This is a genomic window from Paenibacillus sp. Leaf72, assembly GCF_001422685.1.
Classification (GTDB): Bacteria; Bacillota; Bacilli; order Paenibacillales; family Paenibacillaceae; genus Pristimantibacillus.
In genome coordinates, this window is record NZ_LMLV01000034.1 from 218,610 (window position 1) to 245,464 (window position 26,855).

The 26,855-nt window shown below is 39.2% G+C and carries 25 protein-coding genes; all 25 read right to left on the bottom strand.

Annotated features, from left to right (window positions below):
• Positions 1–78: 78 nt before the first annotated feature.
• The 25 genes from ASF12_RS30255 to ASF12_RS30380 all read right to left on the bottom strand — a co-directional run bounded on the left by ASF12_RS30255 (position 79) and on the right by ASF12_RS30380 (position 26,845).
• Positions 79–345: a hypothetical protein gene (locus ASF12_RS30255; protein WP_056042593.1), complete on the bottom strand. Its 267-nt coding sequence runs from the start codon at positions 343–345 to the stop codon at positions 79–81.
• Between the two features lie 67 nt (positions 346–412).
• On the bottom strand, positions 413–802 hold the full coding sequence (locus ASF12_RS30260) for a hypothetical protein (RefSeq protein ID WP_056042594.1): 390 nt from the start codon (positions 800–802) through the stop codon (positions 413–415).
• Between the two features lie 244 nt (positions 803–1,046).
• Complete coding sequence (locus ASF12_RS30265; RefSeq protein WP_056042596.1) at positions 1,047–1,409, bottom strand: hypothetical protein; 363 nt, start codon at positions 1,407–1,409, stop codon at positions 1,047–1,049.
• A gap of 48 nt (positions 1,410–1,457) precedes the next feature.
• Positions 1,458–2,501, bottom strand: a complete 1,044-nt coding sequence (locus tag ASF12_RS30270) for a replication-relaxation family protein (protein WP_056042597.1) — start codon at positions 2,499–2,501, stop codon at positions 1,458–1,460.
• A 368-nt stretch (positions 2,502–2,869) separates the two neighbouring features.
• Positions 2,870–3,403, bottom strand: a complete 534-nt coding sequence (locus tag ASF12_RS30275) for a hypothetical protein (RefSeq protein ID WP_155973577.1) — start codon at positions 3,401–3,403, stop codon at positions 2,870–2,872.
• Between the two features lie 5 nt (positions 3,404–3,408).
• The gene (locus ASF12_RS30280) at positions 3,409–3,786 is read right to left on the bottom strand and encodes a hypothetical protein (RefSeq protein ID WP_056042601.1); all 378 of its coding nucleotides are present in this window, start codon (positions 3,784–3,786) and stop codon (positions 3,409–3,411) included.
• Positions 3,787–4,271: 485 nt separating this feature from the next.
• Positions 4,272–5,348 (bottom strand): ParM/StbA family protein, encoded by a 1,077-nt coding sequence (locus ASF12_RS30285; protein WP_056042603.1) that lies wholly within the window; start codon positions 5,346–5,348, stop codon positions 4,272–4,274.
• Positions 5,349–5,443: 95 nt separating this feature from the next.
• On the bottom strand, positions 5,444–5,761 hold the full coding sequence (locus ASF12_RS30290) for a hypothetical protein (protein WP_056042605.1): 318 nt from the start codon (positions 5,759–5,761) through the stop codon (positions 5,444–5,446).
• 30 nt (positions 5,762–5,791) lie between these two features.
• Positions 5,792–6,682 carry an AAA family ATPase gene (locus ASF12_RS30295; RefSeq protein ID WP_056042606.1) on the bottom strand — a complete coding sequence of 297 codons (891 nt, stop codon included), beginning with the start codon at positions 6,680–6,682 and terminating at the stop codon, positions 5,792–5,794.
• Between the two features lie 38 nt (positions 6,683–6,720).
• Positions 6,721–7,023, bottom strand: coding sequence for a response regulator transcription factor (locus ASF12_RS30300; protein ID WP_056042608.1), 303 nt, complete (start codon positions 7,021–7,023; stop codon positions 6,721–6,723).
• Between the two features lie 419 nt (positions 7,024–7,442).
• Positions 7,443–7,835: a hypothetical protein gene (locus tag ASF12_RS30305; RefSeq protein WP_056042610.1), complete on the bottom strand. Its 393-nt coding sequence runs from the start codon at positions 7,833–7,835 to the stop codon at positions 7,443–7,445.
• Between the two features lie 464 nt (positions 7,836–8,299).
• A complete protein-coding gene (locus tag ASF12_RS30315; protein ID WP_056042613.1) occupies positions 8,300–9,160 on the bottom strand; it encodes a hypothetical protein in 861 nt (286 codons plus the stop codon).
• A 106-nt stretch (positions 9,161–9,266) separates the two neighbouring features.
• Positions 9,267–10,199 (bottom strand): type II secretion system F family protein, encoded by a 933-nt coding sequence (locus ASF12_RS30320; RefSeq protein WP_056042614.1) that lies wholly within the window; start codon positions 10,197–10,199, stop codon positions 9,267–9,269.
• Between the two features lie 156 nt (positions 10,200–10,355).
• Entirely contained in the window at positions 10,356–11,780 is a 1,425-nt protein-coding gene (locus ASF12_RS30325; RefSeq protein WP_056042615.1) for a CpaF family protein, read from the bottom strand.
• 242 nt (positions 11,781–12,022) lie between these two features.
• Positions 12,023–12,940, bottom strand: a complete 918-nt coding sequence (locus tag ASF12_RS30330) for a hypothetical protein (protein ID WP_056042616.1) — start codon at positions 12,938–12,940, stop codon at positions 12,023–12,025.
• Between the two features lies 1 nt (position 12,941).
• Positions 12,942–13,790: an RcpC/CpaB family pilus assembly protein gene (locus ASF12_RS30335; RefSeq protein WP_056042617.1), complete on the bottom strand. Its 849-nt coding sequence runs from the start codon at positions 13,788–13,790 to the stop codon at positions 12,942–12,944.
• A gap of 30 nt (positions 13,791–13,820) precedes the next feature.
• A complete protein-coding gene (locus ASF12_RS30340) occupies positions 13,821–14,243 on the bottom strand; it encodes a hypothetical protein (RefSeq protein WP_056042620.1) in 423 nt (140 codons plus the stop codon).
• Positions 14,244–14,260: 17 nt separating this feature from the next.
• A complete protein-coding gene (locus ASF12_RS34800; RefSeq protein ID WP_155973579.1) occupies positions 14,261–14,644 on the bottom strand; it encodes a hypothetical protein in 384 nt (127 codons plus the stop codon).
• A gap of 288 nt (positions 14,645–14,932) precedes the next feature.
• The gene (locus ASF12_RS30350) at positions 14,933–17,854 is read right to left on the bottom strand and encodes a hypothetical protein (protein ID WP_056042624.1); all 2,922 of its coding nucleotides are present in this window, start codon (positions 17,852–17,854) and stop codon (positions 14,933–14,935) included.
• The gene (locus ASF12_RS30355) at positions 17,854–18,849 is read right to left on the bottom strand and encodes an S-layer homology domain-containing protein (protein ID WP_056042626.1); all 996 of its coding nucleotides are present in this window, start codon (positions 18,847–18,849) and stop codon (positions 17,854–17,856) included. Before ASF12_RS30355 ends, ASF12_RS30350 begins: the two co-directional genes overlap by 1 nt.
• A 236-nt stretch (positions 18,850–19,085) precedes the next feature.
• Positions 19,086–19,841 carry a stalk domain-containing protein gene (locus ASF12_RS30360; protein WP_056042628.1) on the bottom strand — a complete coding sequence of 252 codons (756 nt, stop codon included), beginning with the start codon at positions 19,839–19,841 and terminating at the stop codon, positions 19,086–19,088.
• Positions 19,842–19,927: 86 nt separating this feature from the next.
• A complete protein-coding gene (locus ASF12_RS30365) occupies positions 19,928–22,312 on the bottom strand; it encodes a hypothetical protein (protein WP_056042630.1) in 2,385 nt (794 codons plus the stop codon).
• 71 nt (positions 22,313–22,383) lie between these two features.
• Positions 22,384–22,782: a hypothetical protein gene (locus ASF12_RS30370; RefSeq protein ID WP_056042631.1), complete on the bottom strand. Its 399-nt coding sequence runs from the start codon at positions 22,780–22,782 to the stop codon at positions 22,384–22,386.
• A gap of 77 nt (positions 22,783–22,859) precedes the next feature.
• A complete protein-coding gene (locus ASF12_RS30375) occupies positions 22,860–24,626 on the bottom strand; it encodes a peptidoglycan DD-metalloendopeptidase family protein (RefSeq protein WP_056042633.1) in 1,767 nt (588 codons plus the stop codon).
• A gap of 65 nt (positions 24,627–24,691) precedes the next feature.
• Positions 24,692–26,845 (bottom strand): hypothetical protein, encoded by a 2,154-nt coding sequence (locus tag ASF12_RS30380; protein ID WP_155973581.1) that lies wholly within the window; start codon positions 26,843–26,845, stop codon positions 24,692–24,694.
• Between the last annotated feature and the right edge of the window lie 10 nt (positions 26,846–26,855).

The window sequence follows — 26,855 nt, forward strand, 5'->3', positions numbered from 1 at the left end:
ACTTTACATATTTTACTCTATTACGATATACAATATCAAGATGTTTTTATGACCTTCGCTGCTCTCTATTATTAAATATCAGTCTTCTTCAAACTTAGGATCAATTTCTCCCTCCTCCCATACATTCTGAACGGTGTAATCCCAGATTCCATTTAAGGTGTATTGATAAATCATTATGTTCGCCACAACTGCGTCCGTACCAAGTTCTTCATCGATCAAAGTCTGAGCCATATCTTTAGTGGGAAAGAGACACTTTTCAGAGAATTTGAGAGTGAAATCTTTCGTCTCGTTGTCCCAGAAGAACCCTTCGTTATATTTGTCAACAATAACAATCATACTAATCATTCATTATCCTCCTATGCTTAAGAGCCGGTGCGGGTCATTATTATTTTCGATTAATATTTGAATCATTTTATTTCTGTGACTCCTCTGAATTGTTGTCTTTAAGATCATCTAGTGATACCCAGAATCCATAAGGTCCTTGGTTAATGCGAATACCATAGACACCAGACTCCTCATGTTCAGCTATCCAGGAGAACGCAGCGTCAGTCGGAATAGTTACGTAATATACGGGAGCATCTTCCTCTAATACTAGTCTTGCTGATTGCCGTAACTGTTCCAGGCTGGTGTATACAAACATCCAAACAGTTCCTTCTAGTTCACCGAAATATACCGTATCGCTATCCTGCGGGTTCATGAGGATAAAAACCTCATGAAGCAACTTCACTTCTGTTACTAAATCAATAATTGCCGTTTCAGATTCAGACTTTTTTGCCTTCTCTACAAGCACATTAAATTTCATCAGCTCACAACCTTTATTTTTTTGGTGACTCGCTCAAAGTTCTTCGTTTTTGTCCCGCTATTCTTTCGAGCCCAATTAATACACAAGAATTGTGCGGTAAGAACGGTGGAAACGGAATGAAATGGAACAGCAATGGTGAACCGAAATACACGGTAGTATTTAGAAACGAGTTGAATGCATCAGAATGAAGGCTTCTTCAAACTGATCGTTTTTTATATGTGTCAAAAGAAAATAAAGTGTTAGACTAATTTCGAGTTTCTATTGGATTACGTAAATCAGTTTCCAATTGAAACAGCGTATCCTCCCACAGTTTGTCGGGATCTGTGTCTTTGCCATGAATTTTGCAATTTCTATACAAGAGGATAACAGATTCATTAGCTTCTATTACAAAATCAATAACCCACCAAAAATGGAGGCTTCCTGCAAATCCTAGTACCTCTTTATAATCTTTTGTTTTCTTGATGTTTATCGTTATCTTTTCTTTTTCGTTTAGATCAGCTTCGATGATTGCATCTCTTATGCTGAATAGGGTGCTAAATTTCCCCTTGGAACTCTCCAGCTTTTTTATTGAAATGTACTTCTCCCAAGTGTAATTTGTAATTTTCAAAGTAAAACCCTCCCCTTCGTCTTCTTCTTATACAAAAGGTACGAGAGCTTATTTAAATCCCACGTTTTTTGGTGACTCGCTCAAAGTTTTTCTTTTCACCTCCAACTTGTGCTCCAAATACCTCATCGCAACGGTTTCATATTCGAAGTGTGTATATTTTTCAAACTCCCGTTCTATGTCAGGACGAAATCCACTCCAGGTTAGAATGATTAGCTTCTTCCCATCACGTTTATACTCGTGCGGATTATAATTCATAATCTGTTTACGTATTTTGGTCTTTTGAGACAACAGCTCTACAATGTACTTCCTTTCGCCCTTATGCATAATCGTGTATGGAAATAAACCGTTAACATTATAATTAATTGTTCCGTACTCACGGTAAACCTCAGCTATGTCATGGGCAGTAAACATAGTCTTGAAGAGAATCATTCCAACATCTAGAGGCAAGCACATCACACTAGACCTGATTCGAACTTCTTCTTTTTTGATGACTCGCTCAAATTTATCAAATGCTTCAGGTGATTTGCACAATATAATGACGTTCTCTATCATTACGTGCTTTTTTATCTCCGTTATTATCTGAGCAACCGTTTTTTCTTCAGGGTCGTTTACTAGCAGATACACACCATGCTTTTCTAAGTCAGGTGTAATAAGACAAGCTTGAATAAGACTGTTTCGATCCAATTCGTATGCAGCTTTAACTTGGCGGCTGTCCCATAGCTCATATCCATACTTATTGAGTTGAACATACAGGTTATTCACCATATGAGCTTGTATCATCCTATGTCCATCGAGCCTTAAGTCTTTCGTGTATGCAATTTTTTCAATATGCCCAGCTGCATGCAGTGATTCGATAGACTTCGCGGTCAGGAAATAGGAGTGAGTAACTTTTCGACCGTTTTCAACTACGGGTTTTGAAATGATGTAACCGTCATGCCTCAATTGATGCATTCGCTTCCAGCAATAGTCCCGTTTTTTGTTTTCTGAGAAGAACAATTCATGTACTTGTGGTGTTGTAAAGGTTCTGTATCTATAGAGCGAAATCAAAATACTCCAATCTCTTTTAGTTAAGTTTTTAATTTTATTTGCCACTGTTTTACCTCCTCTTATGCTGAGTCCTTTTCATTTTTGTTATTTTGGCGACTCGGGTTGTTAAACTTTTCTGCTTAGCATTCGTTTACAGCCATACCGATTCGACCTCTTAAATCCACCAGTTCGTGAAAGAAAAGAAGGGATAGCTTACCTGCTCTGCCGCAGGTAAACTCCCCTTCTTTTCCCCTTTTTGACCATGCCTGTTAAATTGATGATTTTATAGCGCCATACTTCGTACAAAAGAGAATTTTAGGGTCAGTCCGTGAAATCCCTTATTTTTGATTCGGGTCAGTTGGTAAACGTCTTGATATTAAAAGATATTCACTTCTTATAAATTCAACAAACTGGGGTCAGTGCCGTAAGGTCAGTCACATATAGAATTTCTCATGAGAAGGCACTGACCTCATTTCATCAATGAAGGGACTGACACAGAAATTATATACATAAGAGAAAATCTCGATTGCATCTCGATGATCACCAACAAATATTTCAGTATGCGGATTATTTGAATCAAGTTCTCCGGATTCACAAATCGTTACGTTTTGCCAGTTATCATCAGGTATTATAAGAGCTGCTCGAAGTGAATCAGAAACAAATTTCCTCTCTCGATTATCAAAGTCCCGTCTTATGTTATCCGGAAAGTATTGAATGATATAAATAATAGCCTTTTTATATGATGGCCTTTCTTCTAAAAGACTTGATAAATCATTAAAAAGAAGCGTATATTTCTCCTTTTGATCTCTGATGAATCTACGCACTTCGCGTTTGTATCGTTGATCAGCTTGATAAGTAGGAAGTATGTCCTTTATAGAAAACTGAAGAAAATATCGATCTGTATTCGCCAGGTTATGGCACCTAATCCGACCTTTCTCATCAGGTACAAAACCATGCATAAGCCTCAAATGCCTCATCCCCTTATGAAAGAAGATCCCATGAAATATTGCATAGTCTCATCAATAGCTTGCTCTCTTGATTGATCAACATTATTTTCTTCAGCTTGCACATCAATTACAACAAAGGTTGCATTGGATTGCTGAGAAGCGTCTGTAATCATTTCATTTGGGTCGATTACTTGAATGTGGGATGCTCCATTTCTTAATAATTCCAACAAAATATCAAGTTTTTCTTCCATCCGGTTCAACTGCATTGGAACGTTTTCTGATGTATAAACATCTAATGCATGCCGGATGTAGGCACTTCGTTTACCTTGTGGTAAAGATAATAAAAGCGTTTCTTGTTCTTTTGATGGCCGAAAGTTGATCGATTGGATATTTTTATCAGCCATGTATTACACCCTTTCCTTATGAAATTGTTGGATTTGTCGCTATATTTTTAACTTTCGTAATACAAATCTGTGCTACAAATGTAGCACAGTTCACTTTAGTAAATTCCGTGTAATACATTTTCTTTACTTTTCCGTCAAAACACCTTTGCTTTCTGTATAAAACACGTATTACATTTGTGTAACACATTTGTCTTACATTGCTTTGAGTATCGTGAATCCAGCGAAATTTAGGAATTAGAATAAACCTCGCATCATTGGGGCCTACTGAGGCTGCCAGAGGCGAAAAGTCCAACCCTATAAGTAAACACTTCCAGAGTATGATTCAGGAAACCAGGAGGTGTCACGCTAGCCTACACCATCACCTAAGTGCCGATCGCATCGAAACGGTGATTGCGGACAGACAACATTCGAGCTGCAGCTTCATCGTTATCTGATGAATTTCATCTGCCGCCTTCTCTGGAAATACAAAGAGACTCAAGCCTACATTACAGAATTTTATTCATTTTTGCTTTATATTCTTCTATCCGTCCATGAATTAAATAACCCACTGCATCAGCAAATTGACTTTCTTCAATAATTTCTTGATTATAATGAAAGCCTTCCAGATGTGGACGTAGTTCTTCAGCTCCTCCTCCACAAAAGAAAACCGTATGAATAAAGGATTGCTGGCTTCCCCATTTACTACGGATATGATTAAGAATTACTTGGGCGAGTGTTGCCTTAAATGCACTGATTTCATCGCTAATATCCACATTAATTCCTTCAAAAGTTTGTTTTCCTCCTTTTTTTAATATTGCTTCGATTTGTGGCATCGTTAACCGTGACTTAGTCTTTTGAAAAAAAGCTTCTCCAGCCATTTTTCGCAATTCGGCCATACCTACCTCTGTATCAAGTGAAAAAGAGAAGCCCTCCTCTTTCGGTTCAAAAGTTTGACCCGCCTGAAAAACTATGACATCAAGCGTATAAAAGCCCAGGTTAACAACTGCTAACAACTCACCGCTCCCTAATAGATCTCTTCGTTTGGGCATCCCATGTACATCCATTAAACAAGGATAGATGCTGGCACCACCCTGGAGATACACTGTAACTTTATCAAATTTAATATTGGCACGATGTCCTTTGAATTCGCCGGCAAAGTGTTCTAGTGCTACATAGAAGTTTAGTAGTGACTCTTCAAACTGGCGTTGCTGAGTTATGTAATAATCCAGCGGGAGTCCGGTAATAAGATGTATGGGTTCATTTACATTAGCTGTGAGCATACTAGCTGCGGTTGCAAGAAGCATTTGAGTTGACTCAGTGTCTATTTTGTTTTTATCGAAGGAATAACTAGCCTTTGATGATTTCAGCGCAAGATTGCCCATAAATAGATCCTTCTGTACCCCGTTACCATTAGCGTAATTAAGGATAGTATGAATATCAGCCGGATCTTCCAAAACGCCAAATGCTGATGTGAAATTCCTCTCAAATGCAGGTGCCACTAAGCTAGGAAAACAAATACGGTCACCACGATCATTTATTCCTTTAACAAAACCATAACCAAGATCTATTGCAATTTTAAACATAAAAAATACTCCTTTCTCTTGGGAACATCCCTCAACTAAAAACAAAAAAAGCGTACAGAGTGTAAAATTCACTCCGTACGCTTTTTTGTTTTTGATTATCCAGATGAAATGAGCTTGGCCTCTTCAATTTTAAGATTTGTACAGAAGTTCAAAAATTCATTCATCGTATCCGGTTTGACGCTCACACTTAAAGTAATCGTGTCCCCATCCTTTTCACAAGTAATGAATTTATAAAGTCGTGTTACGTTAATAACGAATTTATTTGCATCAGTAGCATTGTTAGAAACGATGTACTTCTTCGTCATCTCAATACCCCTGATTTCACCGTCATGTTTTTTCAGCCGATAATCGTCCTGCCATTTTTCAAGCAAATTAGTTAAATGCTCTTCACTAAAACCATTTCCATTACTCATTTTTGCCCCTCCTCATGGACTAGCTGAAATTTACTTTTCAAGGTGTTTATCAATAATACTATTTACTATTGATTGATCTTCTTCTTTAATCCATAAAACATATTTCAGTATAGACAGATCACTCATGAGCACGTTGTTACGATCGTGTAATACCGCAGCTGCTCTTAATAAATTTAATGAGTTTTTTAATCTACGGTCAGATGGAAAAATGTTGTGCTCGAATAATTCTTCCCTTATCTCTACCATACTGTCTATGATACTTTCCGAAATTTCGACCATCTTAGTGCTTGCTTTAAGCTTTTTCAAATCACTAATGGAAAGTGAGCCCATGTCCTCAATCGAGCTGCTCCCTCCTTTAAGCAGTGATTTAAGATTAGCTGTTTCCTTAATGTAATCAATTCGTATCCGAATGAGGAAACGATCATATAAAGCTTGAATATTATCATCATCTGGATAATCGTTCGTTGCACCAAACAAAGAGATCAACGGAGCAGTTAGAGACTTTCCTTCTTGCATATAACTTCGTTCATTCAATATTGTTAGCAAACTATTTAAAGTTTCACCAGTTGCCCTTAAAGTCTCGTCTAGGAGAGCTATATGGGCCTCTGGCAGCTTATTCGCAGTGATTCGCTTAAGTAAACCGTAGTCTTTCCTAGCCTTATCATACGGTCCTAAGAGTTCGTCAGTGGATGTCTCATTGTTCATTGTCCATTTAAAATAGACTACTTCCCTCATATATCCACAAATATCATCAAGAACGGATGACTTAGCTGCACCAGGTGGGCCGATTAAAAGCATGTGCTCAGAAGCAATCATACTGAGTAAAGAACAATAAATGATTTCGTTTCGTTCATAATATTTAGATTGAAGGTATGATTGAATGAACTGAACTTGGCGTAACGCATGCTGATCTGTTGTCATAAACGCTACTTCCTTTCTGTTAGTTAGAGCTAAGATCCTTAACGAGTATGATTCATAGAATTTTTGAAGAGCTCTTCTTTCGTAAAGGGCTGCGGTTCATCCACCGAAGCAGCAATTTGTTCAATCACCCATTTTGCAAGTTGAGCCTTCCCATCTATACCTAACTTTTCATAGATCGTACGTGAGTGCTTTCTAACCGTTTCTTCGGTTATAAACAATGTGCGTGCAATCACTTCTTTTTCAGCTCCAGCGAGCAATAACCAAAGTACTTCCCTCTGTTTCTCACGAAGATCACATCGAAACATAGGTTCTTCTAATACTTGTCGAATAACGGCTTTCATCTTACCAATCGCCTCCTATCATCTTCATAAAAAAACAGCCTAATACAAGGCTGCATTTTATCAATATGGGTACCAAAATCGTATGGTTGTTTCCTAACTAGAGTCATTACTATGTAACCAAAGAGCAATAAAGGACAGAACCACAATTGCTGCTTTGAGGATGTTCTTCGTCAAAAATGTTTTTTTTCATATATGCTTGATTCACTCCTTCGATAAAGGAAATAGGACATTCATCTTCTGATAAAAAGAAAACAGAAGAGTGATTAATCACTCTTCTGCCAAGGTTTGGTTGTGTAATGGAGGTTCTCACTTCCGACGACGCAGAACGTCTTCGATATATTTATTATAAGGCAATAATGTAATTCTTGCAATACATTAAATCAGTTTAATGCTTTCTTTTCACACGAAGGTTGCTGCATTTAATATATTTGAGCTGCCATTTGCTGACTGCCTTGAACGGTTAAGTAAATAGAATCTCCCATCGATTTTTCGAACTTATCACCGAAAACTCCAAAAGCCTTAACCTTATACTTACTTGAAATATGGAATTGAACAATGCCAGGTGCACGAACAAGACCTTCGGTATGACTCATGTTCCAATCCTCTGGTTTAAATCCCTCAGAATCAAGTTTTCCGTAAACCTTGGTTTCCACATCTGTTGTCCAGCCACCACCCGACGCCATTTTTTCTACTGCGAAATCACTAACCTCTCTCGCCTTCCAAGACCATTGGCCATAAGAGACCATATCCGGAACGAAGAACAAAAAGAACATCAATATGAACATCCAAATCAGTTTTTCTGGTGTTTGCACTTCGGCATACTCCTCTCAATTTATAATGCTTTCATATAATAATAAAAACCGACCCCTCGTAAATAGGTCGGTTTAGCACCCCATCATATTCAGATCCATAAGACGTAGTGAATGAAAGCCAATCCAATAAAGGTGAATAATTGGAGTCTGTAATGAATCACATTCGAAAATTTCAAGTAAAGCTTTAAACATAAAATAAAACTATTCACATACAAAACCATTATACCCAGAGCCGGCAAAGATTGAAGATATAATGGTTTTTGTGACATAAATCCAAAAAGAAACACCCCAACAATATACCAAGACATGGTGCCGAAGAATACCATTAAATAAGCTAAGCTCAATATACTAATTAACATTCTTTTTTCTTTCACTCTCACGCTCCCCCTTAATTATATAAGAAAAAGCGCCCCAATTCAGGAGCGCTAATCTAAAGAATCTCTTAACTATGGCATCAATTAGGATTACCCGAAGTTCATTGATTTAATGAAGTTTAATCCAATAATTAGGATTGGGACTAACATTACGAAAACGAATACGCCGGTACTAATAAGCTGGAGTCTACCTGGACGCTCCTTTATTACCTTTCTTTGATTTTGAATCCGCATGCTGCGCATCAGACTGGATTGTAACATAAATATTTCTTGAGCCTCGCTTTTGTCCATTTGAATAGCCTGTTTCATAGCAAAGCAAAACCTTTTCGCAGCTGGAATACCTACGTTTTTCGCGAAACGATCTAAAGCATGACTTTCTGACATTGCGTCCAAATCATTAGAAAGTCGTTCGCAGTCTAGCCTCAGTCCTAAAGGTGCCTGTTCAGACGCTTTTTTTATCGCATTATAGGGGGTTAATCCAGCCGAGAATAGGAGAATCAACAAATCAATAAAATCCGGTAATTGCAACTTTGCCTGTTCTTCCTTATAAGCAACTGCCTTTTTTAACCTGGACATTGGATACAGATAGAAAACAAAACCAACTACCAACGCTATAAAGAAAAAGGGTAACGATTCGATAAAAATTGCGAAGAGTGTTAAACCCACGAGTGATAAACCACCAAACAAAAGCTGTTGTGCGGCAACATCTTCCGGTGTTTCCTCCCACCCTACTCGATATAACATAGACTCCAGGTTACGTCGTTTAGTTTCAGAAAGCTTGACTCTATTTTTTGCAATGACCTCTAACGTATCAGCCATTTGCTTCCATAGAACTTTGTTAGAGCCTGTAACATAAGCCTGAGACCGGTATTTTTTTTCCTTCTCTAACATAGTCGAGAAAGACCAATATAACAATAAAACCGCTAAAACTGCTAAAATATAACCAATCAATTCATTTTACCTCCTTCATGCTCTTTACCGTTATTTCAGAAATCAGTAATATATTTAGAAACAACGATAAGGCCTGTGAAACTAGTTACCGTACAAAATGAATACATTAAAGCTTGGTCATTTTATTAACCTTGTGGAATGACCAAAGAATGTAGATAAACATGGAAGTAAGCAGGATTTGACCTAGTATATTTTTCATCATCTCACTATATTGATCAGGTTGCGCAAATCTAAAGAAGAGTACAATTGCGATACCTATTCCTACGTTCATTCGATGAGCTTGACGTTGCTGAGCCATCTCTGCCTTACCTTCTTCTTTAATAATTCGCTTACTCATGATAACTTTAGCAACTTGTTTCATTGTAGTACTCGCATCTCCACCAGTACGCTCAACGACTACCAAAACGGATGCAAACTCCTTGAATTCATTAACGGGGATGTTTTTGGCCAACTCAGCAAGTAATACTTCAAGACTTCGCCCCGAAATATACTCCGCCATTAGCTTCTCCCATTTACTTTTCAATGGTTCCTCAAGGCTTTCTGATGCTCTTTCCATTGCCATGCTTAAGTTCCGATTAATTGCGTAACCAGAACTTACAGATTGAATTAATACTTCAACTTGTTCCTCAAAGTGATCTTCGTACTGCTGTGTACGAATGTTAAGATAAAACCAAGGGGCCCAAATACCACCAATAGCACCACATACCATTACAATAGGAGACTTCATTAATACACCTATAAGTACACCTAATAGCATACAACCATAAAGAATAAGCGGTGCTCGTGTGCCAACGAGCCAATTGATTGATTGGGCTGCCTGTTCGTAATGGGAAGGCGAAATATATCTCAATATCCCCCCTTCGTTTTTCTTACTAACTTCTTTTTCAATTTGATCCTTAACCTGAACTTCATCTGCTTCACGTTTAAGCATACTCCAGGAACGGTACCGCTTTTTAGGCAGTAAGAATAAGACAATAACAACAACAATAACAAATAGTATTGCAAGAACTCCATAATAGAAAAAATCAAAGTTTGACATTCCTTACCTCTCCTTTTTGATTAAAACACGGTATATTGTATCAAGCTGTTCGACAAATTGTTTTTCATACAGACGAGCACGAGAGTTTAGAAAGCAACATAGAGCTACAATAGAAGCAATAACGTCAATATAAAGCAAATCAAAGGTTTGCATTTCTTACGCTACCTTTATCTTCTTAATCCATGTGGACATTTCTTCTCGTGATATACCTTTTGTTAATAACTTGGAAACAAGATTCGGTGAAAACTCACATTTTTCGCCGACTACGTGCTCACCGATTATTTTCATCTTACCTCCAGACACTGCCGTGTCCGTAACTTCAAATTTATATAGATGGTTTACAATAGGACTTTCATCTTCAAAGCCCAAAACTTCAACAATTTCCTTCACCCGACGAGTACCATCCACCAATTTATCAACAAAAATAATGATATCAAACGCAGTGGCCACCATTTTCCCGATAATATTGACACCTAATGGCAAACCGTTCCTCATTATCATTTGGTTCACCCTTGTCATGGCGTCTTTAGCTGAATTCGCGTGTAAACTACTCATTCCACCATCATGACCGGTATTCAATATTTCGACCAAATCGAATGCTTCTTTTGATCGAACCTCACCAACAATCACTCGACTAGGGTACATCCGGAGTGTTGCCTTTAAAAGTCTACCAAGGTCAATGTTAGTATTCTCTTTATCTGTAAATCTGCATTCCAGAGAGACAATGTGTTTTTTCGGGTAAAGCTCTTTCAATCTCATCTCTTCTGTATCTTCCAATGTAATTGTTCGCTCTTTATCCGGAATCTCTTCGCACAACCTTTTTAGTAACGTTGTCTTTCCCGTTCCCGTTCCGCCGCACAACAAAATGTTTGCCCCACCTCGAACCAGAAGCTTCAGACAATTTAACATATCCTTAATCATTAGGCCGGATTCGAGCATTTTTTCTTCCGTCATATTTACAGGTGGGAACTTCCGTATGGTGATTGTAGTCCCCGTGCGGGCAACCGGTGCAATGACAATATTAATACGACTATCTGGTAACCGAGCATCACAAATTGGATGAGCCTCATTAACCGTTTCATTAGCCAGATTCAACATTTTCCGAGCTATAGTTAGCAAATGCTCTTCGTCTTCAAATTGAATGGGTACCAGTACCATTCCGACACCGCTTTTATCCACAATTACTTCTTTATGGCCATTGATCATAATTTCCGTTATACTATCGTCGTGTAATAAATCATCAATCGGGCCTAAACCCACAATTTCATCAATCATCATTTTTGACTGATCTTTTATTTCCAGACCATTAACTTGTAGTTTATGTTGCATAATATAGCGCCGTATATGACTCTCAATTGTATTGCGCTTTTCTACGCTAAAAAATGCCCGTGCCAAGTCATTTCCATATTCAAGTATTAACTTCTCTCTTACAAATTGGATTGCATCAACAGATACGATAGTATCAAGAGACTTTTCATTATGTGTTTCTGTTCCGGTCGGATTGTGCATAGCTACCATATGAGCCTCACGTTCGAGTAAGGCTTCATAGTAACCAGCTACATTTTCAGATGCATTAGACATATACTTTATTGCCCCTTTCGGCTAATTTAAGTTATCATCTTATAAATAAAAAAAGACCCCGTAATAACGGAGGCCACTGAAAAAGTCCCCCTTTTCTAAAAATAACTAAATAGCTGAAAAAACGAGCCTCTAGAATCGCTTCTAAGGCTCGTTTTATATGTAGGGGGCTGAAATTCATGTTTTTTTCAAAACTCACACTTTTTCAGTGGCCTCTAATAACGAGGCCTTTTTTTATTTTAGAATTATTTTCTTCCACGACGTAGAAAATTAAAGAATCCGCCGCTGCGCGATTCATTCTGACTACCTTCCATTGAAGAATCAAGAGAAGATGCTTTTTTCCTTTTAATAAGGCCTACTTGATCACAAAACTTCTTAACGACGTTGTTGTAATCCTCACCTCCACCAGGAATTAAATCCAACGAGCGTTGAATGATACTAGGATCATCAGGGATTGTAAGCCATACTTTCCTATCTAGCATTCCCTCCACTACGCCAGCAAGCATTTGAGGAGCGCGATTGAGAATCAATTTAATTCGTTCACTGTCAACGTCCTTCTCCATTCTTTTGAGCTCTTTCAGCGTGTAAAGATTATGCGATACTTGTCCATCCGTAAATACTAAAACTTCATCAGCCAGTTTCATACTTGTTGATGTTCCAGGCATCAATATTTCGCTTGGAAGATCAATAAAGACAGCCTGAAACCCAAGTTCATCCAGTTCCTTGATGATGTGGTAGGGCATATCTGCTTTCAAGCGTAACGAAGCTGCTTCGAATCGGTCCATGTGCTGAGACGGAGTGAATAAATATAGCTCTTGTGGTAAATCAGAAACAGCATCGGAGATATCCGACCTTTCGTTAGACATCTCTTGAGACCAAATATTAGAATTCAAGAGATAATCTTTAATTTCACGATATTTTTCTGCTCCTGCTGCTTTTCCTAACCATGATTCCAAGTTTCGAGTTTTATGACTCATACCCAAAGTAACTGCCGTTGATGCATGAAACAGATCCAACTCGACTAAAGCCGTTCTTATCCCTCTTTTAGCACTTTCTATAGCTGCAGCAGTCATAAACGTATTTACGCCCATTCCACTCTCACAAGACCAACCTGTTATAACTTTGCAACGACGTACGTATTCTTCAACTTCTTGGTTCATCATATTATTCTGCTCCTTTCACAACTGAACTCACAACGGTACTGAGATCCAATTGTTTTGACTTAATGTATTCCTTAATATCTAACGGATTCACTTGTTCAACATCCGGTAGTGTAATGCCGTCTTTATCATCCGGTTGGGGAACCAATATAATGGCACTATCCGAGAATGCTGAAGAAGTAGAAGCTGTCAGTAGCTGAAATTGTTCTTCGCTTACAGCAAGTTGTACTACTGTTGGATAAAGCTCTTTTTTAGCAGAGGTTGTCTTACCATTTGCGTCAGTCGTAGTTGTTGTATTCTTCTGTACAATATCTTCAGCCTTTTTGTTTTTAGCGCTGATCACTTGTACTCCTTCATACAAAGATCCGGCAATCCACTTCTTTGATGTTGCCCCGGTGGTCACATCATTTGTCTGTTCAACTGCTTGAAACCACACATCCACCTTTGTCCCCGGAAGCACATTACCTGCAGCAGACTCGTACAAATTGACATCTCCAGTCCACAATTTTTGACCAGGCTGTAATTTCATACGGGCAGCATCCATTAACTCGTCTTCTGTTACAATTTTTTGTTGGTAGAAGAAACCGTTCTTGGGAATGCCATATTCAGCCTGTGTGAATTTGCCTACAATTTGCGCCTTGTTCAAAATAATACCTGGAGGAAGCCCCTTTTTAGGTAACGAAATTCCCTCTACCATAGCTTCAGTAATTTCTGTGTGAGCAGGAATGTCGTCAACTGCAAAATATACAAGTGTAGCTTGCAATTCATTCTTCACTTTATATTCACTGATAAAGAAAAATGCCCCTACCACCAATGCTGCACCAAGAATAGCTAGTAATCTGCGTTTTTTCATAAAATTCTTCCTCCTGATTAAGTTAATCTTTTATTTTTCATCCCAGATAAATACAACTCGATGCCGCGGATAATGCCAAACATACTTTTCGAATGCGGAACCAAGAAATTTCATGGATCTAGCTTCAGCGGACTTTCCCATTTGCACAGCAGCGAAGGGTGCCAAACGTACGACAGCATAGACTGATGTATAACTAGTATTCATTGCTTTGGTCCCGGCATTTAGAGCTCCATAGTGCTCAAACTCATCATGAAATTGTTCTACATCAATTCTAGGTAGGTGCTTAGTTCGTATCCCGCCTTCTTCAATCGATCTCATCATAGCAATTTGAGTCGTATGCCTTGATGCACTATCAACGGATAGTTTCTTAGTACCAATATCAATGATATCGATTAAAAAGTATGTCAACAGCACCAGCGTCATAAATAAAAGAAGCAACTTAGGAGTTGACATGGATTGATTCTCCTTTCTTAGAATTTCATTGGAAAGAATAAGTAAAGAGTGAGACCTACGGACATAGCAATCATTACCGCACCAGGCAATACCCTCAAATCTTTCCCGTCCAGTTGAGTCACTGGCGCAAAAGCAGCCAAACCTAATCGACTTAAAATAAATCCAACACTCCCGCTGAACAATGTAACAAAAACTCGTTTCACACCATATTTACGTGCAAACCGGTAGGCATCGATCAGAAATAGGAGCAATACAAGACTCCCTGCATAAAGAAACATAGCATTTCTGAAATCAGCTAATACAAACTCTCCTTTCACTAGTAAGATGTAACTACTCAATCCTACTCCGTTTGCCATCATCATTTTGGTGTCACCAGGAGCTGTTGAACCAACACGCTCCAATAAGAGGCCTCCAAAAAGGAAAGCAAAGCAACCACCTAATAAGATCCACCCTACTGAACTTGGTGCCTGCCAGATCACCATACCCAAGAATATGAGCATAAATAGTAGATGCCAAAGATTTTTGGTGATACGCCAACGTATGTCACAATACATGTTGAAAACATTGTATACACCTATTAACACCATACAAATGACCAACAAACTCTTTACCTCCTTCACATTCCTATTCTCATATTTCTTCTTCACTCTCAAATAAAAAAAGAGCCCCCAATATTGGGAGCTCTCGTTTTAATTTGGCCAATTCTTTGTACCGTTAGCAAAATTAGTCCAATCAGTAAGTCCTTGCAGCTGACCAACATCATTTCTCCAAATAGATGTTGGTCCGGCTGGGAAAAGTTCTACCGGGAAAGGACTTTCCGGTATGATTTGTCTAACATAGAAATCATCCATCAGGGTTCCATCAATATTGACCGAAACATATAAACACTTATTTAAGTTATTCACGCCTGTAGCATAAAGATCGATTGTGAAATTGTACGTCCCACTCTCGGACTCTAAAGAAGTATAATATGCTCTGCCGCCTGGATAATAATAATTATCTGCCGTTGGGTCTTTAGATCCCGGATTTGACCCTTCGCGGTAAATAACCTCATCTCCATGTTTTGCTACCCAAGCAGTAGGCAAGCCCCATTTAGCATTGTTTCTGCTGGAGGCTATCTTCACTAGATCAATGTCTAGTACAGTACCGTCAGGCTGCGGGAAATGTGCAACGGCTCTATTTACAGAGCCTGTTAAGTCACGATCCTCCCAGTATCGCGCATCCACTTCAAAGTTAAAACCTTGTCCTGCTTTTACGGTCGTACTCCCTGTTCGAACCAATGGTACGTCAATGCCATTTATCTCATCAGCAGATTCCTCAACAAATGTACCTGATACTCCATTAGTTAGATTTGCATTAAAGTACTCATAATAATAAACCGTAGTAAATCCATCCGTATAAAAACCAGAGATAGCGCTGGTTATTTCAATACCACAATACGTATTTGATGTTCCACCAATAATTTTAAGCGAAGAAGTTAGAGAGTTATCTGCGTATGTTCTCTCTGCTTGGGTAGGAGGTAAATTTACGGTAGCAATGAGTGTATAGTCCCCTATAGCCATATCCCCGGTATTCCATGAAACAAAAACGGTACTTTTCTCACCAGGCATCGCTACGGTTACATTTTGGGTGACTAATAAACGCTCGTTACTATTTGCATCCATTGCATAAAGTCTCACGACTGCTGTTTTAGCTTCTTTTTGATCATCCGGAAGGTTCTCCCTCCCTACTTGAATTCTGGTAGTGACAAATTGATTCTGTCCCGCTGTAGCTCCGCTAACACTTGCTAAATACCAATTAAGCGTCTTTTCATTCAAAGCATATTCTCGCTTAATAATATTATCTTGCCAAGGGTTACCTCCATCTGCGCGAAGTTCGTTTGCCGGCCGATCATGACCACTATTAATTTCTGCTTTAATACTTAATCGATTACCTTCAGGTACACTAGAAATCGTCAAATCAGTGATCCATTTCTGCTCCCTAGGGGCCAAAGTGAAGTTTGCAGGACGTATCTGCTTAGAGCCATTCACTTCCCAATCAAGATAAGTATTCACAATGGTTTCCGTATAACTTTCGTTATAAACAAGAACATCTACTTTTACCTCTTTACCGCTTTGAGGTTTAGTTGGATTAATACGCATGTCCATTGCTTTTAGATTTACTTCCCCCGACCCGATTTTGATCTCACACCGATTATTCGCCCAGGAACTTTCGTTAGTCGGTGAATCTTTATAACCATTAAGATTTAATATTAAGAGTGCCGATCGATCAGGGTACTTCACGCTAAAAGAAATTGTCCTGGTTTCATTTGCCTTGAAATTCTTAATAGGCACTTTTTGAATTGTGCTACCTGAAGTATTCCAACGCCAAATTAAATAAGTTTCCGAAATGTCTACATTACTATGATTTGTTACCTTCACAGATACTGTAGCTTCCGTTCCGACTGGTTGTGGAGCAATAGGATCAATAGTTACGCTGCTGCAATCGCAACCTAAGTCCTGTTCATATACGCCTAGCTTAAAATTTGATACGTTAATGCGATCATAACCATCACTGACAACTAAAGTGAAATCATGAGCTTTCCCATCCGCAGTCATAATGGAGGAAAGATCGGTGATTGGTAATGTCCCATTAAAATTGAAGGTGCGTTTGTTCTGGGTATCAAATGTCTTGTACACACTCTCCGCGTAGCCATTAAAACGTCTAGCATCGTCTTTTCCTGACTTAGCGGTTGTGGCATTAATTTGATTGAGCACAGATTGGGAACTATGCTTCCCTTTCAGTATCCATATCTTATGTTTATTTGAGTTATATGAAAAGGTCGTTGTACTTAAACGGAATTTTCCATTTTTCGCATCAACAACCTCACGTTGAACTCCATTATCTGAACCGTAGGCAGCATATATTTTGGGCCAAGGTGTAGTGTAATATGTGGCTTTAAAAGTAGGAAAAGTTACCCCACGATCTATACTAGTAGTAGGTCGCTGCGCAACCTGATTCTCCAGTTCAATTCCGCCACCAGATAAACCGACGATCGATGGGAACCTGAACCATAGGTTTTGTGTTGGTCTCATAATATTGCGAGCCCCTACCCAATAGTAGTTACTTTCATGCAGGAAATAATTCGCTTCGTTACCGACACCAAATTCATCAACTTTGTTTTTAATGTAGGTTGGGTTCCCACCTGCCCAGCCAGCAACTAAACCAATGTCCTGATAGGGAACAAGGTGATACCCTTCTCTTGCATTGAAATCATCACTTGCCTGAGTTTCTTGAATGTTAAAATGAATTGTTGCAAGGTAATTCCCATTTGGAGTTGCAGGCTCCCACTTGTTATTAATGATATCTTTGAAACGCACATCGAGCCACAAACCTAATGCAGGTCTTATTGCACCATTCAATTCTGGTCGATCTGGTCCACTAGGTGTTAAATCGCCCGTTAATTGATAGCTATTAGATTTAGTATATGGGTAAAACTCCAACCCATATTCCGGAGCCGGAGCTGCCGCAAATACCTTCCATGTAAAAAAAGAAATAAACAAGACAACTAAAAGAAGCGTCGTCACAAAGACGCGCTTCTTTTTACGAGCTAAATTATTCAGTTTTAACATTAGTGTTTTGCCCCCCAATACACGTTGCCATCGGCCATAACAATAATATTTTGCTTTGCATTGTTTTTTACATACAGTGTAAACTCAAAACTCTCGGGCATCTTAAAAGATTTAGTTTCTCCTCCGTTTACCTGACGCATTACTGTAGTGTTGTCAGTCCCAACAAGATAGGCAATATAACCAGCAGGTATATTATCCGGGATAGTTACAGTAGCTAATCCATTTTTAATTACAATAGAAGATATAAACTTTCTAATTGCAGGTTCACTAACCTTATCTTGCGGCATGAACTCAATATACTTTTTCATAATAGGGTTTTTTACATCATCTTTTGACCTTTCGACAATAACAATATTTCCGGCATCAACTTCATCTGGAAGCTTCGGAATATCGTTTGGATCAGATGGAGTAGACGGACGATCCTTCAGCTCATTCAGCCCTTTATCAACAGCATTTTTAATAAACTGGACTGTTTCAGCACGAGTAAGAAAATCATTACCATGGAATCCGCTCACCGTAACTTTATCCTCTTTGCCTTCTGCATATTTGTTGGTCAATAGATAGCGAATAGCGTCATCGCCAAGATAATTCACACCAGCTGCACCGCTGATAATTTCCGCTACCCGTGTTCGGTTTATTTTCTTGTTAGCAATGCTTTTATTACCATAACCTTTAATGGACCAATTTTTTTCTTTTGCAAGCTTGTAGTAACCAGATGACCAATCGCCGTCTTGAACTGGATCTTGATTCTCCAATACAGCGCTGATGAACATTTTCAGGAATTCAGCCTCAGTTACATCCTGATTTGGTTTAAAGGTATTATCACCGTAACCATCTACAATGTTCTGCTCGACCCCCCACGAAATAGTATCATGGGCCCAATGCTTGGTAGGAACATCCGTAAATTTATCATGTGCAAAGGAAGCCATGACAACAGTAACCGTGGTTAAAGCAATTATCAGTTTTTTCCGCACTCTAGATTTTTTTTCTTTCATAACAATGCCCTCCTTATACAAATTTTCTGTCTGGTCACTAGCCTATTAAAACTTTAACATGACTTTAAATATTATCAAGTAAATTAAGGGATAGGTGTTTGGATTTTCCTCACAAAATAAAAAGTGTGTTGCCTCATAGTGGCAACACACTTCAATTATGGAAACGCTGGTATGACTTCGTATGTCCTGCTCTCATAAAATAGTATAACTCATAGCTGTAATTCTTGCAATACAGACTAATAAATTATTTTTCCTTCACTAAAAACTGCATCACCTAAAACAAGCGTCGTCGTTGCCACATCACTTTTCATATAAATTCTAATCTTTTTCTTATTCCGTAAATCCAGATCGATCTTTTCAGGTGATTTATTGGGTTTGATGCTTGCCGTAAAGAAAGATACTTCGTTATTACCAAGTACTTCTACTATCCGAACCTCAACAGCTTTGTCAGGGTCAACATTTTTTGCATTAGCCTTAACTGTCTTTTTGGCTGCTAAATACATAGAAAGACTGTTGAAGGGTGTATCACCAAAATCCAATGTAGTGCGAACAGAACTTCCTTCCATTAACCCCCCTTGTCTAAATTGTACGCCACCAAAATTCAAATCAGTCTGTACTTTTGTTAACATAATCCCTTTATCAACTGTTCCCTTAAAATCAACTAAGTCCAGGGTTCCAAGAGAAGTCTGCGCCTGCTCAGCAAGTACGACAGTTCTAGTTGTTTCATCCCATTGGACTGAAAGACCCAATGAATCCGATATTGCACGTAAAGGCAAATAAGTTGTCCCTTCGATTAACACCGGGGTAACAATCCTTCCTTGTGCGTCTGAGAGGGTGAGGGTAATTCCATTCTTAATGATACGCATATTAGCATCGATAATGCCTTGTACTGTTGCATTTGTATTTGCTAAAGCAGTACCAACAACCATAATAAACAATAAAATTGCCAACATGCTGACTTTCAGCCATTTTTTCGTTCTAAAGATTTTCATATATTTCTCCTTTTACTAATAGGATATAGTGAATGTATGAATGAAAACGATGACTCCACCCATTATTACTGTTCAATTACCCTGTGTTACTTGGATATAAAGCCAAGATGTTGATTTACACTTGTATGAAGTGTATGCTTCCATTTTTTCGAAAGTCTGTCCTTTGTTAAAAACCCAATAACAGGCACCTCTAAAACTCCTGTCCAATCAATTTTCTTCCCGCTTACCTCCTGAACTAAAAGACCAATCTTTTGCCACTCACCACCCATTTTCTTGAGATTAGCCATCTGCAAATCAGCCATTCCCAAGTGTTCATCCGTATCTTGAACGACCCAGATCACCCTTGTAGCCCATTCGTGAGAGCCCATTAGAATCAAAGGTGAACTTTGACTTTGTAGATCGGCCAGAACAGTTTTGCCTGGAAATGCTCTTTGCGAACGACCTAGCCACTCCCTAAGCATTTCCTCGTTGAATGATTTTTTTACGGGAAACACCCACGGTGCACATAAATACTTTTGGTTTAAGACCGCATACTCTTCCATTCCTTCTTCGACGTCAGCTATCGAGTATTTTGGCTTTAAATCCAGTAGCCCAGCAAGTTGACCATAACTGTATGCTATTTCTGCCAATCCTACCGAATTGTTCATTGCATTTTCTGCCAATTCAGTAGAAACAGTGGTAGCTCCTGCTCCACCTTTAGGTGAATATACAATTACTCGATGTGGAACTGAAAAGGTGAAATGCGGCTCTGTTTTATCATCTGGGCTCCCATTCAAGTCGTCCACTTTTTCTCCAACAGCAACTAACTGGTCCTGCAATGGTATTTCAGTTTCATTTTTCATCCCACCTACAAAATTTGTAAAGAAACTATTCACTCTTTTTAACTGACTGGCTACCTTCGAGAATTTAGAGTTGTTCGTTTCACTATTTATAGGATTATCTATATCTAAAGTGTCACAGGCTTCTTCTTCCTGACTGACTCCTTCAGTGAGAGAAGAATTTACAACGATCTTCCTATTATCATTCGTTTCTGCAGTAGCACTAAGCTCTTTAACTGTCTCCTCTTCTATTTGTTGCTGTTTAATCAAATCGAGTCTGGAAAGATATTGGATTTTATCTGCCTGCAGAAGATTCACCAGTGCTAATTCTGCTGCTTTGATGTCATCATAGGATTTCGTTTCTTCTGCTCTCACTACAGCTGCTTCTGCATCTAAAATCCTTGTTTGATGAACGAGCTCGTGTTCAATCATTTCCAAACGTTTTAGAAAATCCATTTGATGTGAAGGTGTTAAGCTAAACACCGTATCCTGTGCTTCCATCAAAACTTCCTTCGTTCTTTTATGTTCTGCTTCTGCAACTAACCCCTCAGCTCGTTTAGAGAGGGCTTTATACTCCGTTTCACTTTTCAGCATTAAAAGCCTAGTGCCATATTTGGATTTCTCTTCATTACGCAATTCGTCAATTAATAACTCAGCTGATGCTATATCTGGTAGTAATTCAGTTTTTTCAGCCTTTAATAATGCTTCGTACGCCTTATCCACCTTAACTTTGTAATCATTTTCAACTTGGAGAGAAGGTACCTCAACGGGAATAACACCTGGGGAATTAACATCCTCCGTCTTCATCGGATTTTCAGCAGAATCAATTTCAGACTGTGCATTAGTAACCGGAGCTACCTTAACTTCTTCAAAATATTCTGCTACCTCTTCACGTGCTCTTGGCACTTTAATGATACGCTCAATATCAATTGATTTGATCTCGTTGCCACATAAAAAGTCATAGAATCCTTTTTTCACAAGGCCCTGCATAAAAGAAGGATTATTTCTTTCAAAGAGTAACATAGCAACTCTTACCTTAGAATTTTTATATTCTTCAACTAACTGCTGAATTTTTAGTTCACGTATGGTGCTTTGATAAGAGGACAAGATACTCTCCTCCAGAAATAACGTTTCAGCTCCATTTAAATTTTTTTGATCTGTTAGTGCCTCTTGAAAGTTATTAATTCTCGCAACTACCGTAAGTCCAGCAAAATTCTCGATCAAGTTAATCATCTTTTGATCAGATGCAACAACCGCAATCTTCAAACCAACTGAAACTGACTGCGTAGTTGTTTTAGACACATCAACGACAGGTTTAGGTACGTCTCCTCCGTTCTTCACTACATCAGTATGATCAGTATTGCTTGCCATTTCTGTACGTAATGATTGTAGCCAATCCTTCGACACTTTACCAAACCCTTGATTTTGCCCGCTGTAAACTAGTAAGGGTAGCGGAAAACTTTTAATTTGTTCGTAAAATTGAACACCAGCTTCAACAATTATCCCATCAACCTTTTTTTCTTGCATGTACTTTAAGGCTTCATTCCATTGAAACAACGGTGGAGAGATAGTCACATCAGTAGCCTTATCTGTTAATGGTGTCGCTATTCGATCATAAATCCCTTGTCTGCATATCACTGCAATATTGATCATATTACACCTCTTCTCAAATACTGGTTCATTCTTTAAAAAAATAAGCGACGGGATCATCCCGCCGCTCTTACTTAAAAATAGTTTCTGAATGTTTCGGTCAAATAATTAATAATATCCAGCATTTTTTTCACATCACCGAGAATTAGCAGTGATAATACCGAAACCAGAAGAGAAATTCCGCCTGCAGCAAGAGCCTTTCTAGAAAAAACCCCACACACTAATAATACGATAGCTAGTATAAGGCTTACAAAGAATATAGGGATAGATATTGATTCACCAAAAGAAGATAAATCATTGCCGGCTTTTTGCATGCCTGCATTTATCCGCCCCTGGTCTAGTGGTGAAATGTCCAACGGTTGTTGAGACGAACTACTAGAGCTAGCTTTCGTTTCGTTTGCATAGGCGGGTACCGCAACTAAAGATAATAAAACAAACATAATTCCGATTAATGAAAAAATTCTAGTTTTCATGGTCATCTTCCTTCCCTTTCACTTAACATCAAATCTATTTATTTGGGAACACATTCCCCCCTTCCATGAGCAACAACTCAGAAACTAAAGTATTGTGCAGGATCTACAGCCGTACCATCGATATGCACTTCAAAATGCAAGTGGTTGCCTGTAGAACGCCCGGTACTTCCGACTCCGGCAATTTGTTGTCCTGTTGTTACTTTTTGCTTAGTCTTAACAAGAAAACTACTATTCTGCAAATGGCCATACAACGTCTGAATACCGTTACCATGGTCGATTATTATGCAGTTTCCGTACCCACCTTTTACTCCTACAAATGCAACAATGCCATCTATAGGTGAACGTACAGGTGTCCCTTCTGGGGCGGCTAAGTCAATGCCCTTATGGCTTTTGGTTTCACCCGTGAATGGATCTTGTCTGATATCAAAAGGACTAGAAACTCTATATTTACCTGGTTCAACCGGATAAACAGCTTCCTCCCATTTTGGCTTAGGTTTCTGAAAGAGTTCTATATAGGATAAAACCTCCTCGACGTACCAATTAGCATGGTTATATTGGTATATAGCCTTTCTAGGATCGGCATTGTAATTATTTGAAGCTAAAAAATATGCGGCACTAAAAATAGCATCTTGAATATCCCAAGGATCTGCCTTACCATCATTATTTGCATCCTGACCGTAACCGCCACCGTCAAATATCGTTACAAGATCCGTAATATCAATATCTGAGGAAACTAAACCTCCACCAACGTTATATTTCCAGCCAACCCAAGTTGCCGGCATAAACTGCATGTGGCCAATGGCACCAACAGAGGATATCATCGTTGGATCAGTAGAGAATCTTGTCTCAACACGATGGATAGCTGCAAGTGCAAACCATGGCACTCCATATTTAGCTTCAGCTGCTTGATAAATTGGCAAAAACTCTGCCGGTACTTGCGCACTGACATATTCAGAATTGCCAAAATGACCACCTTCGCTGCCAAATGGAATATCCACAAAGGATGGGTCATATGTTTTTGCTAGCTCGACTACAAAATCGGTATCCTCATTTATTAAGCCATTACTACTCAGATAAGTTGTTAAACGATCAACCGTGCGTGGTGTTGATACGATTTTATCTACTATTTCACGCTCAATTGTTGTTTGACTATTATCACTTCCACTTGAAGTTATCTCCGTTTTGTAGCTAATCGTCATCGTTTTATTGTACTGGTCCACTGAAGTAATCAAATCCGTTTCATAAGTGACAGAACTACAAGATGTTCCTTCAGATGTTGTGGTACATGTTTTCACTGTAACTGTCGAGTCTTTCCACTTATAACGAGGTCCAATAGCCTTATAAATTTTCTCTGGATTTGGATTACGAGTTTTTCCATCCCCAAGAATAGGATCACCCAGTACACGATCTGCTCCTGCTAATAAAGCCCAAGAAACCTTATAAATTTTTGCTTGGTCAAAAGGACTCATCTGATATGGAACAGCGTTTTTACTACCAAACCTCATATCTTTTGGTGAATCAATCCCATTATTAGATAACTCATCATATTTAACTTGTAACTCTCTATCATTACCTAAATTCCACTCAGGGTCAGATGAATCTACAGTGAAAAATGCCAGTTGCCCTTCTTCTTGCTCATACTCTTTAGGCACAGAAAAAAACATGGCCCAAATACAAACTACTAACAACAAAACAACTAGTGCTATTGCTATATAGGGGCCAGCAACCGTTATTACTTTAGCAACTATCTTCTTCCCTGCTTGTTTCACTAACTGCTTGATAAGTTGTTTTCCTATTGTTTTAACACCGTTTGCTCCATTTTTTATTAAAGATTCAAAATCCATTGCTTCCCCCTTCACCCGACAATAAAGAAAGAAAGCGCCGACTGTGAAACAGACGACGCTTTCTTTTAGGCTTTATAAACTGTGGCACCATTAACTTTCATAGGTTTTACATCGATAACAACAGGCTTCGGCCTACTAGATTGAGTGTTTGGACTATGGCCACTGAAGCCTCTAGGAGGCGCAGAAGGACCGTTTGGCGTTGCTCTGTTGTTTGAGCTACTCTGCGTCCCATTATTCCCTTGTCCCCCGCGATAACCACCTCCAGGTGGTTGTGATCCCATACTCCCAGAAGATCCACCACCCGGTTTCCCTCGATATTGAGGTTGTGCCCTTGCAGAAGATTGTGGCCTCGGTGCTTGTGGTCCACCATACCCGGAATTTCTCCCCCCTGTTGCTTGCCTAACTCCGGTTTGCTGCCCAACGCTTTGTGTTCTCCCATTCGGGGTTTTAGCACCCATTTGTCCAACAGAACCAGGATTAGGTGTAGAGGGATAAACAGGTTTATGTGAGTGACTTACCATAACTCCAGATTTGTCTGCCAACGGCGTATGAACGTCACCAGGCAATTTAGGTGGAGTTCCACCTCCAAATTGCTCATTTCCTGAAGGAAGTGCCAACATAGGTTTACTACTGCCCATTGGTAGGGCAAGTGGAGGCTGCTTCAAGCGGGTTTCCTGAACTGGATTATCCTTACGAAAGTTAGAATAAGCCTTACCTGCCTCATACATACCTTTCCCGACTGACAGGACCCCTTTACTTGCTAGTTCCCCAGCTTTTCCACCCATTGTTGCGCCAACAAATCCGCCACCGACACTACCTGTTAATGCAGTACCAGCAATAAAACCAGTACCCATCCCCACTGCTTTTGGAGTGTGCTTGATTGCGCCAACTACACCTCTCTTAGCTAAATCAGCACTCCCTCTTCCAACTGCTCCCATCGCCATGTAACCAGCTTTTTTCGCAACAGCCGCTTTACCACCATTTGCTTTTGCAAAGTCAGCAAAGGATGCCGACTTTCCTCCGGTTCCTTGGAATCCCCCACCTCCATTTTTGAAAAAGTTACCCATAGGATTTCGACCAGCTGCTACAGCAGTAGTTGCAGATCCTAACTTGCCGAACATCGCTGCCATTGGATTTTTCTGAATTGGTGCATTTCCTGCACTAGAAGGAGCACCTGCAGTGACTGGACCATTCCCATTAAATACACCACTTCCTTTAACACCTCTCATCATGGTGTTCATGGCCATTAGCGAGCCAATCCCCATACCGCCTCCGATTGTTCCACCGCCAGGTGCTCCAAAGAGCAAACGAATTAAACTTGTGATCGTTGGCATGCTGATAAGAAAAGCAAATAAGATCCAAAAACTTGGTTGCTTGGCTAATAGAGCAACAAAAATAGCATATCCAAGAGCATGTCCCCCTTGCGTATATACCTGTGACAAAAACTCCTTAAACCAAGTATCAAGAGCTTTCTGATTACCTGGATACATACCGGCGTACAAAACAAGAGGGAATATAATGATTAAAAACATTAAGGTAACTAGTCGAACAGCATACTGATAATTAAGCATACCAACGCACAATACAACTACGAAAACTAAGATGGAATGTGCGAAGTTGGTCGTCTCCATACTAACGACTTCAAGTATGCTAAATTCATTAACGTTCCACCCGGTTACTTCCTTTAAACCATCTATAGACCATAAAACAATTAAACGGTTACCAAAGAATACGAGGTCAAACATGTACCCGCCGAGATACAATCCCAAAAAATACACTAAGATTCCTCTACTCATTTCACTAATAGAAGACTGTCCTAATTGACTCCCGCCCCGAAACATAATGGTGAAAGCCCAAAAGAATAGGGCGAATACGCAGAGCCAACCACTGACTCTAAGGAATGAATTAAAAAATCCCGTAATGACACTAAATAATTCTGCTTCAAAAGTATTAAAAATTAAACTATTCGCATTTACTTGAAAGATTAACTCATTGTAATCTTTTAATCCTAGTACATCTAAGATAAACTCGGTTGTGCGAATAGTAATTTTAGCAATTTGCCTTTCCAAATAACCTGGTCCATCATCGTCTGATAGCCTATCACCGAAAACACCGTCTTTTATTTGTTCAGTTGGGGTTTGGGCCGCTAATACTTCCTGCGGAGACCATAATCCGTTTAAAATAACCACAAACAAAAATACAAATAAGAGCAGCCTCAAGAACGAGCCC